The sequence below is a fragment of the Pseudomonas sp. LRF_L74 genome (assembly GCF_965644255.1).
Taxonomy (GTDB): Bacteria; Pseudomonadota; Gammaproteobacteria; order Pseudomonadales; family Pseudomonadaceae; genus Aquipseudomonas.
In genome coordinates this window covers 39,426-51,015 of sequence record NZ_CBFFRH010000017.1, presented here as the reverse complement: position 1 = coordinate 51,015, position 11,590 = coordinate 39,426, and the positions used below count along the sequence as shown (strand labels likewise).

General features: G+C 55.5%; 13 protein-coding genes. 1 reads left to right on the top strand and 12 read right to left on the bottom strand.

From position 1 onward, the window contains the following. Window positions 1-318: 318 nt before the first annotated feature. Genes ACSZPK_RS26070 through ACSZPK_RS26030 form a run of 9 tightly spaced genes read right to left on the bottom strand, consistent with a single transcriptional unit; the run spans window position 319 to window position 7,629 of the window. Complete coding sequence (locus ACSZPK_RS26070; protein ID WP_437884530.1) at window positions 319-3,021, bottom strand: conjugative transfer ATPase; 2,703 nt, start codon at window positions 3,019-3,021, stop codon at window positions 319-321. Then, window positions 3,021-3,416 carry a TIGR03751 family conjugal transfer lipoprotein gene (locus tag ACSZPK_RS26065; protein ID WP_437884529.1) on the bottom strand — a complete coding sequence of 132 codons (396 nt, stop codon included), beginning with the start codon at window positions 3,414-3,416 and terminating at the stop codon, window positions 3,021-3,023. The genes ACSZPK_RS26070 and ACSZPK_RS26065 overlap by 1 nt, the downstream gene beginning before the upstream one ends. Continuing rightward, window positions 3,379-4,872 (bottom strand): TIGR03752 family integrating conjugative element protein, encoded by a 1,494-nt coding sequence (locus ACSZPK_RS26060; protein WP_437884528.1) that lies wholly within the window; start codon window positions 4,870-4,872, stop codon window positions 3,379-3,381. Before ACSZPK_RS26060 ends, ACSZPK_RS26065 begins: the two co-directional genes overlap by 38 nt. After that, window positions 4,862-5,674 carry a TIGR03749 family integrating conjugative element protein gene (locus tag ACSZPK_RS26055; RefSeq protein WP_437884527.1) on the bottom strand — a complete coding sequence of 271 codons (813 nt, stop codon included), beginning with the start codon at window positions 5,672-5,674 and terminating at the stop codon, window positions 4,862-4,864. The genes ACSZPK_RS26060 and ACSZPK_RS26055 overlap by 11 nt, the downstream gene beginning before the upstream one ends. Continuing rightward, window positions 5,671-6,312 carry a PFL_4703 family integrating conjugative element protein gene (locus tag ACSZPK_RS26050; RefSeq protein WP_437884526.1) on the bottom strand — a complete coding sequence of 214 codons (642 nt, stop codon included), beginning with the start codon at window positions 6,310-6,312 and terminating at the stop codon, window positions 5,671-5,673. The genes ACSZPK_RS26055 and ACSZPK_RS26050 overlap by 4 nt, the downstream gene beginning before the upstream one ends. Next, window positions 6,309-6,710 carry a TIGR03750 family conjugal transfer protein gene (locus tag ACSZPK_RS26045; RefSeq protein ID WP_437884525.1) on the bottom strand — a complete coding sequence of 134 codons (402 nt, stop codon included), beginning with the start codon at window positions 6,708-6,710 and terminating at the stop codon, window positions 6,309-6,311. Before ACSZPK_RS26045 ends, ACSZPK_RS26050 begins: the two co-directional genes overlap by 4 nt. 7 nt (window positions 6,711-6,717) lie before the next feature. Next, window positions 6,718-7,065: a TIGR03745 family integrating conjugative element membrane protein gene (locus ACSZPK_RS26040; protein ID WP_437884524.1), complete on the bottom strand. Its 348-nt coding sequence runs from the start codon at window positions 7,063-7,065 to the stop codon at window positions 6,718-6,720. Window positions 7,066-7,084: 19 nt separating this feature from the next. Continuing rightward, window positions 7,085-7,324, bottom strand: coding sequence for a TIGR03758 family integrating conjugative element protein (locus ACSZPK_RS26035; RefSeq protein ID WP_437884523.1), 240 nt, complete (start codon window positions 7,322-7,324; stop codon window positions 7,085-7,087). Next, window positions 7,321-7,629, bottom strand: coding sequence for an RAQPRD family integrative conjugative element protein (locus tag ACSZPK_RS26030; protein ID WP_437884522.1), 309 nt, complete (start codon window positions 7,627-7,629; stop codon window positions 7,321-7,323). Before ACSZPK_RS26030 ends, ACSZPK_RS26035 begins: the two co-directional genes overlap by 4 nt. 150 nt (window positions 7,630-7,779) lie before the next feature. Here ACSZPK_RS26030 and ACSZPK_RS26025 point away from each other — a divergent pair, with 150 nt between their 5' ends. Further along, entirely contained in the window at window positions 7,780-8,280 is a 501-nt protein-coding gene (locus ACSZPK_RS26025) for a hypothetical protein (RefSeq protein WP_437884521.1), read from the top strand. A gap of 9 nt (window positions 8,281-8,289) precedes the next feature. On the opposite strand, the gene ACSZPK_RS26020 is transcribed toward ACSZPK_RS26025, so the two are convergent. The 3 genes from ACSZPK_RS26020 to ACSZPK_RS26010 are packed head-to-tail and all read right to left on the bottom strand — an operon-like array spanning window position 8,290 to window position 11,535. Then, window positions 8,290-9,018 (bottom strand): TIGR03747 family integrating conjugative element membrane protein, encoded by a 729-nt coding sequence (locus ACSZPK_RS26020; protein ID WP_437884520.1) that lies wholly within the window; start codon window positions 9,016-9,018, stop codon window positions 8,290-8,292. Further along, window positions 9,011-11,173 carry a type IV conjugative transfer system coupling protein TraD gene (gene traD, locus ACSZPK_RS26015; RefSeq protein ID WP_437884519.1) on the bottom strand — a complete coding sequence of 721 codons (2,163 nt, stop codon included), beginning with the start codon at window positions 11,171-11,173 and terminating at the stop codon, window positions 9,011-9,013. Before traD ends, ACSZPK_RS26020 begins: the two co-directional genes overlap by 8 nt. Before the next feature lie 2 nt (window positions 11,174-11,175). Further along, window positions 11,176-11,535: an integrating conjugative element protein gene (locus ACSZPK_RS26010; protein ID WP_437884518.1), complete on the bottom strand. Its 360-nt coding sequence runs from the start codon at window positions 11,533-11,535 to the stop codon at window positions 11,176-11,178. Between the last annotated feature and the right edge of the window lie 55 nt (window positions 11,536-11,590).

Genomic DNA, 11,590 nt, shown 5'->3' with positions numbered 1-11,590 from the left:
TTCATCGTGATACTCGGGCAACGGGATCGGCGTATTTCAACAGAAACGGGAAGTTAAATTCAGAGTTTCCTTAGGTGGTAGTTTTCTAACGGCCATTCGGACCGGCCTTGGTGCGATGATTGGGTTTGTATTTGTCTGGTACTGGGTTGAGCCGGAAACTTTCAATGTGCGTAGTTTGATCGAGACATTGTTTTTGGCGTTTCTCTTGATGTTTTTAGCAGTGGCGCTAGCACGTGCAGATGTGGTGTTGAAAGATCCTGTCGGTAAAGAATATATGAAGGCAAAATAGATGTTTCAGAAGATATAGCTTTGGAGACGTCAGAGATTATTGGTCGTATTGATTTTACGGGAGTGGTCCATTTTTTTTGCAATCCCTAATGCTGCTTCTAATTCATTAATCGCATGACCTTGCATTAATCGCCAACGTTCGGCCTTTTCTTCTGGTTCCGTCATAGCTAGAGCCAAGAAAAGGCTGGGCGGTACTGCTCTGAATAGCGTCTCGACGTTAGGCGCGAGCACGACGCCCTCTGTGTATTTCCCTGACTCTTTGCTTGCCGAGAGCAGCAATGATTTCTGCGCAGGACTGAGTGTTTTGAAGCGAGCGATTTCCTCGATCTCGGCCGGTGGCATGTTTAGGCAGATCCACCATTCGATCATGTTGAGCATGGTCTGAGCAGTGTCAGGTAGATCGGCCATGTTCTGGGTCGCGAGCCAGAACCAGGCACCGAGCTTCCTCCACATCTTCGTGCCTTTTACAACGAAGGGGGCGAGCAGAGGATTCTTTGTGATGATGTGGCCTTCATCGGTGACCATCAGTATGGGCCGGCCGAGAAACTGATCCCGCTCGGCCAGGTTATTTATTCGGTTCATGAGGCTGATGTAGCTGATCGCCATTTGGGCTTCGTAGCCTTCGCGTGCGTAGGTTGCGAGGTCCACTACGGTGACATCGCACTCCGGCCACGGCGTGCCTTCACGATCAAAGAGTTCACCCTCAAACCCCTGGCAGAACAAGTCGATAGACTCCGCCATTTCCTGGGCGCGCTCACGACGGCGTGTCGGTCTAGAGGTGTCCTCAGCCATGCGCCAAAGGGCGTCGCGCAGCTCTTTGGTAAGCACCTGACGTTCGCCTGCATTGCAGACCTTTGCTGCGTCGACAAGTGCCTGGCGGATCAGGCTACGATCAGCCCGCGTGAGACGTGCCTCTTCTTTGGTTTCGCCGCCGGTAATCATCAACCGAGCTGTAATTTCCAGCTCACCAAGAATGTCTCGCTGCTCTGACTCATCATTGGCCTCCTCATCGGTAAAGTTTTCGAGCGACGTGTTGGGCTGATCGAGCAAGCGCCACGCATCTGCAAATGGAGCGAGGCTGATAGGAGCACCTGGCGAGAGTTTCACCTTGTGGACGCTCAGCCCCAACTCTTGAAAGTAATCTGCTTGCAGACCGAATGAGTTGCCGGCTTCGACAATGAACAGGCGAGGGCGGTAGATCGCCATGATCTGCATGAGCATCGATACAAGGGTGGCGGACTTGCCGGCGCCCGTCGGACCAAACAACAGCAAGTGGCCATTCATGGCGCGATCGGTGCGTGATAGCGGGTCGAAGCTCAATGGCGATCCACCGCGATTGAAGAAGGTGATGCCGGGATTACCGGTACCGATACTGCGGCCCCATACCGGCAGCAGGTTGGCGAGGTGCTGAGCGAACATCAGACGGGTGTACCATTGACGGTAATCGCGATTGGGGTTGTAGACCATGGGCAGCCAGCGCAAGTAGCTGTTGCATGCCGCCACTTCGTCCGCTTCGCGAACAGGCTGCAGACCCGCGCCGAGCAAGACGTTATTCAAGGCAACAGCGCGCTGATGGAGCTCTGTTTCATCGGCCCCGCTGAGGTAGAAGGCGATCGAACCGCGATAGAGCTTATGCCGACGTCCGATGATCGCTCGGGCGTGTTCCACATCTTCGCGTGTTTGTGTAGAGGCCAGGTTTTCACCTATGGCTTTTCGCGCGAGCCGGTTCAACTGTTCTTCCAGCACATCCTGGGGCGTGACGACCATAGTGAGGCTCAGCACGCTGCCTTCGGGCAACTGGTCGAACACGGCATTAAGCGCATCGCCTTTGCGCATCTCACCGGTCAGTTGTCCGATGCTGGGCGAACGACGCAGCTTGTCGACAACGATGACGCGGTGCGGACGTTTGTCGAAGAACCACAGACCTTGCTCGGTATCTGACGTTGGTTCGCTAAAACACAGGCGCTCACTGAAGTCGTGATCAAACGGCAGCTCGATTGACTCGTCATCGGCCGGCTCTGGATAGCCCACTTGCTCATAAAAAGCCTGGGATGATTCAGCCGCTGGTGCTGGGTTGAACCAGGGGAGCATCCAGTCATAGAACGCGCGACCATCCAAACGTTGGGTACGTATACCGCCTGCATGCAAGGCCCCAGTCATACGCCCACAGACATCATTCAAGCTGCTGACAGGATCATGGAGTGGGTCATGTGTCGCAGACTCGATCCAGCGATAAACCACCATGCGGATGCGGCGATTTTTTCCTCTCCAGGGCAGACGCGATACGACAGTGTCGTTGAAAAGCCCGCCAGGCTTGGCGACACCTTCAAGGTGTTTGGCCACCAGTTCCAGATAGGTCTCGGTAAAAGCACTACCTCGAGCCGCTTCACTGATGTACTGCTTCAGTCGGTCTAGGTAGGGACGAAAGTCATGATCGTCCTGGCAGAAGAACTGCACCACCCATGGAGAGGTTTCATGCTCATCGAAGCTGTCCTGTAGGGCGTTCTCAATGATGTCGCGGATCTGGCTGAGCCAGTCAGGTTCTCGACCTTCGGTGCCTATGGGGAACAACTCGAAAATAGCACCTACCGAATGGCCGTCCTCCAGCAGGAGGCACTGCTCGTCTTCAAGAAACTCAACCCAAGGCAGGTGATCGGTGAAGCTTGGATTGGGTCGGTAGGCTGTTGCCTCGTCAGCCCGCGTTGCGCGCCTGTGCGAAGGCTTCTGGCGCATCAGTAATCCTCCAAACGCTCACCTGGCTGCGCGTACTGCACGCGTTCATAGAGGGGGAATACAGTCGAGTAACCCGGTACCGGAGTCTGCTGGCTACTGGTCAAGTGCGGGTAGACGTACATCACTAAGTCAGGATTGGGTAGGCGAGGGAACAGGTTGCGAATCTCATTGGCGGCAGTGCGTGTGTAGGCGGTTTGAGTATCCACATCTTCCAGAGGGCGGCGTAGCTGCTGTCGAGCGTCATGGACGGCCTGCTGTGTTCCGGCAGAGCCATTCCAGACATCCAGCATGGTGTTGTCCCCATAGGGCAGCATGGCGTCCTTATCCGAGGAACAGCCACCGAGTAGCAGTAGGGCACTAATCCAGATCCAGCGAGTGTTCTGAGTTGTGTTCATGACGGACTCTCCGGCCATTGGGCTCGTAGTCGATTGCGATTTCCTGATCTAGATGGACTGCCACCTTTGCGGCTGGCTGGACGTACACCGCAGCAAAGGCTTCGCCGTAGAGGCTTTTGCTCCAGTCGGTGATATCGCTCACACCCGAGCTCAGGATGGTATTGAGTGCGGTGTTGCCAGCGCTTTGCGAGGTAATACCCACACTGCCGCCTGCCCCCACGACGCTGGTACTGCTTTGGTCGTTGCCGAGCAGTGCGGCAACGCCAGCACCGGCCGCTGTGATTAGGCTTTGGGTACCCAGGTACTGCTGCGCGTTGGAGCGCCGTTCGCCTCCAATACAAGGAATGCCATACGGGTCGGAGAGGTAGCCCAAACCGCCACGGACCTTGTCGAGGTCACTGCTTTGAGTCGTGTTGCTCTTGCCGCGACTGGGGGCATCGGGCTCCGGCACGGTACGCACTGTGCCGCCAGCAAACACGAAAGTGATTGACTCAACCTGACCTCGCACGCACGACAGGGTCCAGTCCCCCGATGCCGTCCCGCTCATGACTGCCCCTTCAATATCGGGCAGGTCGATGCCATTGGCTGCCAGGTTTTCTGGGCCGATCAGGATTTTGAAAGGGAAAGGATCGTTGACCGTGCCATCGACCGGTACTCGGCCAATCAGCGCTGTCATGGCTACCGAACCGGTCAACGTGGAGTTTTGCGCGATTGTGTAGACCGGGTGGGCATCCTGCGTCCGCTCAACCGAGCGTCCGGATGCTGGAGAATCTCGCTCAAGCGTTTTCTGGCTGCGATCCAGTGCGTCGCTCGACAGCGAATCGAGCTTTTGAAAGACCTTAGGGGACGTGTCTGTAGTATCGGTACCGGATTCAGGCTTCGAGGTATTACCTTCAGGCTCAATCCAAGTAAGCAGGTCAGGATTATTAGGCTGTTTGCTGAAGCGTTTCCCGTCTCCCGGTTCAAGACCAAACCCGACAGGTAAATCCTCGCCTTTGAGCTTGGCCAGTCTTGATTCGACCTGGTCCAACAACGTGCGCGTCTGTTTGCGTTCCTGTTCCGACGCAGCACGGGTTGATTCGGCAACCTGACGATCCTTGTCGGCTTGCTGGGTCACAGAGCTGAGCGCCGAGTTGATGCGTGAGTCGACGTTCTGCTCGCGCTGACGTAGTCGGTTGTTGTCTTTTTGCAGCGTTTCGTTGCTCTTTTTTAGACTGAGCATTTCACTGCGCATGGCTTTGACCTGACCGACCAATGTGGCCACTGTGTCGCGCGGTGTATCACCGGCGATGCCCAAGTCCTTGGCTTCCTCAGGGCTGAGCTCGAGTTTTTCCTGACTGTCGTCCTTAGCTGTGGCAGCGCTCTTTTCATCGGAGATCCAGCCTTTGACGATGACAAACACCACACCGATCAGAAGGCCAGGAACAAGCCAGCGCAGCAGGACATTAGCGCGCATCCTGATTCTCCTCTGCTGAGGAGGTAGGCAGCCATAGAGCCTTCTCCAGGCCGGCCGAGCGGGTCACCAGGTAGGCCACTGTCGTGTCTTCAGGTCGCCCGTGGGGGCCAAGCTGCTCATGCTGAAATGACGCTGAAAACAAGCTTGCTTGCAGCGCCCTAGGATCGAGCGTGATCCAGCCTGTGCTCTGGTTCTGCAGCTTCACGGCAGTGACCCAGAAGTCGTTCAGACGCCAGGCTGCCATCGGAGTTGCGTTGATCGAATACTCGGTAAAGAGGGGGAGTGCGCTTTTCAATCGAAGGGGCACTCGTTGTACACCAGCAAGCGGCTCAAGTGTTCGAAGCGGGGCATACAGACTCTGGGCTGCATAACGTACCAAAGTCACGGGAATAGGTGTATTGGCACTCGGTCCTGAGTGTTCAGGCCTACCCTCGTGGGAGGGAGTGATTGGCTCCCGCACTATGCGCACTGGCTCCAGCACTTGATCGCCGGGTACGGCCGATATATCCAGCAGGACGTTTTCTCCTGACTCCTGCAACTGAAGCTGAATACGTGTTGAGGCAATTTCCTGAGACGCGCGCAGGTAAACTGCACCGTTCGCACTCTGCACACGCAAGCGATCAGTAAGATAGGCGGGAACGCCTACACGCACCGTCTCGTCGACAAACACCACGCGCTCCTGGCCCACCGTCAGCGGCACGCTTAATGGAATACGTCCCCAGGGCATTACCTCGACGGCATTAGCCATGAAGCTACTCAGCAAAAGGGCAAAACCGGTTAATCCCAACGACCCGGTATTCATGGCGAAGGCTCCTCTGTTGAGAGTTTGCGAGGCGTGTCTTGATAGCAGTCGAGGGCGAGTCCCCAGCGATTGCGCTGCGGGTCAATGTCGTACCGCACTACGCGCAGGGGGTAGCGCACGACTACGCGTTTTACCGGTTCGGCGGCGTAGTACTCGTCAGCGTTGAGGTCGAGATTGACCAGCCAAGTATCACGATCAAGTGAGCGCACACGTAGCTCAGGATCGTCGCTGTAGCCGCGGCCGAGTACTTCATAGACTCCCCGTACACGACGGCGCAGCTCACCTGCTGTTTTGCGAAATTCGTAGTCGCCTTCGAGGAAATTCTTGCAGATCGGTGTGAGGTAGGGGCTGAGGCTAGAAATGGCTTGGCGGTAGTCGACATCACCATCGGTTGGCCAGCGATTGAGCTGCCCAAAAATGTACAGGGCAAAGCCGTAGATGTTTTCAGGCGGTATGTCCCACCATTTGCGCGTACTGCCGGAGCGCAGATCCGGCGGCACGTGGATGTTCAGGTCACTCGGTGCGGCCTGCCAGCCATACCAGAGCCCGCTACAGACTACCCCCAATACACCCACTGCAATGCGTAGGCTGGTGATGTGGGCCTGCTGGGCATCAACCTTGTTCTTGAACCGGCTCATGGCTTGGCCTTTTCAATCAGACGTCGGTGCGTACAACGCACAGTCCAAGGCCCACTGTGTGTAACCAAGGTATGGCCGATATGTAGCTGGCTTTGCAGCACCCACTGCACCTGGCGATACAGCCACATCTCGGGACGGGCGCGCTTGAAGTTACGCAGCAAGTTGCCACTGGTGAAGAGTGATACGGCCATGCTAGCGATAATGGTGGTTGGCGCCATGGCGATCGATATAACGATGGCCAGCGGAATACCCAGCACAAAGCCAAACGCTGCACCGACAGCAAGTGCAGCCCACATTTCATCGTTGGTCAGACCTCGTAGCACATCCGGGTCCCGGTTGAGGCGCTCGGGCAGAAAGGCGAGTGTGCCGTCAGGCAGCCGCTGAATAGCGTCGCTCATAGCTGCCTCAGAGAATCTCAGCTGCTTTGGTCAGGAACCAGATGATGACCACGACGAGGAGGGCTCCAACACCTACGACGGCTCCAAGGTCCTTCCAGGTTTTGCGTTGGTTTTGCACATCGGCATAAACCGTCAGCGAGTGCCAAGCGACGCCAAGAAAGGCCAGCGTGGCGATCAACAAACCGATCAGAATCCCTCCGTCGTAGGCGTAGTTTTTGATCGTGTCCAACAAACCGCCGCCAGCACCTCTGGAGGGATTTTCCATGGTGGGCAGATCTGCTTGAGCGACGTTAACTGCCAAGCTGGTTAAGGCAAGCCAGGCTCGAGTGCAAGTGATGTGGCGACGCGATGTCATGGGCTGTCTCTCCGGTAAGTCAGGACAAGGTGAAAAACATCAGGATGAGCAGCAGGACCAAGACGCGGATGGTGCTGCCGCCAAGAGAACCGAGTCGGACGTTGCCGGCTGCCCAGCCGCGATAGCCCATCCACACGACCCAGGCACACCAGAGCAGGGCCAGTGTGAGCGTCAGTGATACCCAGAAAACGGCACTGACTTGAGGGCTGAAACCTGCGGAGTTTTCGAAGGCTGATAGCTGGGCGGCGGTCATGCTCATTTCGCATCACCGTCAGGCGTTTCGAGGCGGTAGTCCCCTTTGATCTCAAAGAGATCGCGTGGCTGAGCGCGCACTGGGGAGAGGTAGTCACGGATACCGGAACGGATGTGCTCCAGGTCTTCTGAGAAACGTGAGGTGTTGAAAGTGTAACGTGATGGGCCCGCAGTTGAGTTGGCTCTAACTACCAGCTGTTCAATTGTAGTTAGTTGCCTAAGAGCTAGCGCAAGGTCATCTTTATGTGCAGACTTTGCTCCTGTTGAAAACAATAAGAGCATTATAGGTATGATGTTGATTTTTTTGGGCATGGCCTGATCCTCGTGTAAGATCAGGGTGAGCGTCGGGCAGATCTGTGTCAGCTATTAATGCGATATGGTATGCGTCTGTTTAATACTGCATGTTTAGAGATGTGGGATCCCTATGTGCTTAACTAAAATTCTATTGATTCGGTAGGTGTTATGCGAATAGCTTTCATTGTTTTTGCAGTTTTGTGTTGGGTTATATTCATCCCACTTTTAAAATTTTACGGACTCTGGCAAGGAACTGTCGCACTGACATACTTGAGCAGTGCAGTTGCGATGCTAGCGATTCTCGTAGTCAAGCAAGATCGATTTGTCAAAGGTATTGCACTGGTTGCCTATGGTGTCTTTATATCGGGTGTTATTCCCCTATTTGTCAAAGGGACTCATGACACTATGCCTGAGGAGTCTAAGCAAACTCTTGAGAATTTTTCACAGATTATTATGTTGGCATGTTCCGGCGCCGGCGGCAGCCTTATTGCCGCGTTCGCAGATGGAAGTTCCTCTGATAGAGAGAAATACAGTGTTGCAGAACGAGGCAGTGATTTGAGTCAGATGGTTTCATTGATGGCCGGATTGGTTACGAAAGTAAATGTCCTTATTACTTTGCTGGTTGTGTTGGTTCCAGTTGCTTTCGTGATTGGTTTGATTGTTGGTTAATGCTAATTTTCAAATATATTTTTTGAATGTTGATGTTGTAATTGCGACTAATAATCCGAGTAATACCGTGCTTGGAATAAGTACCCAGACAGGGTTCAGTGAGAACGGCAGTGACAGGTAGATCATCCAGGGTAGAAATACGCACGGCAGGATCATTCGTTTTACACGGTGATAGACGAAGCTGCTCTCGCGTCCGGCGCCAAATTTCCGTAGATCTCGACGCACGAGCCCGTCCATAGCGCCAGTGATAACCGCCAGCATCGTCATGGGCGTGGTTAGAAGCAGAATCCAAATCCGCACCGCAAATGTCAGGCTGACGAACACGGCTGCAAGTGCGTAGTCCTCAATGCTCACATAGATCTGGTTGATACCTCCCCAGAAAGTGTCTTGTGCGGATGCATCTCTTGCCCCGGTCGCAAATGCACCAAAGCCCGAGCGCTCCCACAACCACTGCTCAGCTAAGGCCAGCCATTGATGCAGTGTCGGTCCCGGTTCATCGATCAGCAGTGACTGCTTGAAATCTTCGTCCAGAAAGCTCAGTTCCGTACTGAGCATCGCTTGGCTGTGATGCCAGCCTTGCTCAGGCCAAAAGAAGGCGAGGCCGATCCACTCCATGATGATTGAGCACACCCACGAAATAATCAGTACCGCTACAGCTTGGCTGATGAATGCCAGCAGCCGGCTGATCAGCCTCCTGTTTTCGTGCGTGTGTGAGGGGCGTGGAGTTGGTTCAGCCATCGTCGACTGACTCTTTGTTATGGGCATCTGTGTTGGCGGCACTTTCCCGCTCATCCAGGTCTTTCAACACCAAGTCTGAGGTCTGTCCACTGCTACTGGCCTTCCACCACTGACCGGCGTTCTCGCTGTATGAAGCTCGCATCCGATTTGCCAATTCCTGGAGCGATGCAGGCATCTCATCTTCCGGTGCTGGCTTGGGCAACGGCATGCGCACTTTCCAGAGTTGGCCGCCTTCCTGCAGAGAGAACATCTGTCCTTTGGGCAGACTGACGATGTGCGCAGGTTCAATCAGGGGCACGCTTGTACTGCTGATTCGGTCCTGTGACGAGGAGGTGAAGTCGGTCTTGCTATCTGGATCTGCCGTATCGGTTGCACCTGAGACCAATGTCCGGGTCAGGACATTCACTTTCGGCAACTGGCGCGTTAGCAGTTCGGCCGTCTCTGTTTCACGCACACGCAGCATCTGAAGCGTATTGAAGTTACCAATGACCTGGCTGGCCTTGGCCTTGTTGCCTATTCGGGCTTCGATGTCACTCAGGGTCTGGGTGTAGGCGGTAACCTGCAGACCAGCACCACCGCCTTTGTTGATCAGCGGAATGAACTCATCGCCCATCAGCTCATTGAACTCATCCGCGTGCAGGTTGATGGGCAGTCGGCTGGTACGACTGCCTGTATTGGGCAGACCATGGTCGACGCCATGCTTGTAGATGTGCCCGGCAACCGATACCAGATCCGCAAACATCGAGTTGCCAACTGCTGCCGCGACCTCAGCATCACTCAGCGCATCCAGGCCTACGTAGACGATCCCGCGTTTTCGAATGACCTGCATCCAATCGAATATCGGTCTTGGGTCTTCGAGGTCTGTGTAGTTGGGGGCGAGCAACTGCGCAGTCTTGCCGGTGGTGAGTTTTTCCAACAATGGCAGCAGCGAAGCGACGATCTTGTCGAAGAAGGTCCGGTCGTAGCGCACGGCTGAACGCAGACCGTCCATGATCGGATCGAATACGCGTTTGGCCGATAGGTACTGTTCGATGGCAACCACGCGTGTATCGCGTCCCTGCATATGCCGGGGGATGTTGCGTTCATTCAACCGGCTTTCGAGTTCGACGATGAACGCCCAGGCTTTGGGGTCAGTACGGTCGAAAAAATGCTGGGCATATTCGATGAACAGGGCGTCGATATTCACTACATGGCGCTGGATCTGCAGATAGTCAGGTCGCCGCCCAAGCTCGGTCAGCGCTCTGGCGATGATGTTGACGAAACGCCAGGCGAACTCTCGAAATGCGGCCGAGTTGCCTTCTCCGCTTAACTGCCCGGCAATTCGAGAGGCCACCTCCGAAATCCGACCAAACCGGCCGACGGCGTTGTAGCGCGCGGAGATAGCTGGCCAGCCAAGGTGGAAGATGTAAAACTCGTTTTCCCGTCCTGCTCGCTTGGCCTCTATGTACATGCGGATGAGCAGGTCTGCATCGCCCTTGGGGTCGAAGACGATCACCACTTCATGGGGCTTACGATGGATATCCTGGGTGATATACACCTCAGCGAGGCGTGTCTTACCCACTCGTGTGGTGCCCAGCACCAGGGTATGCCCAACCCGTTCAGAAAGAGGTAGCCACGCTTCACTTTCCTTGGGCTCTACCCCATGCAGCAGTGGTGAGCCTCCCACCGGGGGCAATGGGCGCACCGGATTGAATTGACTGTCCCAGCGCGTGGCCTTGCCAATGAGGTTGAGCGGGTAGGGGGCTGGCTCAAGCTGTCGCTCCATCGCACGTGCAAAACGATAGAGCGCTGGCTGATCGATGTAGCGAGCAACCTCAGGCTCCTGTGCTTCCACCAGCCTCTGTGTGTGGATGCGGTTCCAGCGAAAACCACGGCCCATGAACAGGCGTGATGAGCTGACCGGAATCTGTCGGCTAGTCAGGGCGTAACGTGGAAGCCGACGAATGTTGCGGCGGTAACGCAACACGGCTTGGGCCTGGCGAAAACGAACCGTGCCGAGGCTGCAGAAGCCGGCCGCAGCACCTAATCCTATTTCAGGAGAGAGCGCCACTGCCCACGGTGAGTGAATACAAAGACCTGCTGTTGCGGCACACATCGCCACGGAGTACAGCTCTACGGCAGGCCGAAGCATGGACTCCATGACATGATCCGCCACCGCTACTGTTCAAGCGTTTGGCCAGTGATGAGCACGGGGTAGTGCTCGATCTGGAGACGTCGTGCGATGTCATCTCCGTTGACTGGCAGAATCATCAGACCCGGTGCAGTAGCTCGTATGCGTGCCAGGTCGGCTGGCGTATGGACCTCAACAGCCAGGCCGGCAGCATTGATACTCCTCAGATCGGCTGCACGAGCACGCAGCCACTGGATAGAAAACTCATCTGCCCCCACCAGGAAGAAGGGCGGTAGGCCCGGTATCGTTAGCTTCCGCGCTTGAAGCTTTCCGGGACTGAGGACTTGGCTCTTCACGGGCAACATGGCGTCTTCATGAATGAGTGCCTGCTGGACATCGGCACGCATCCAGGGCGATTCCTGTTCGTTGCTGAAAGCGAGCGAGTTGGCGCAGCACAGAGCT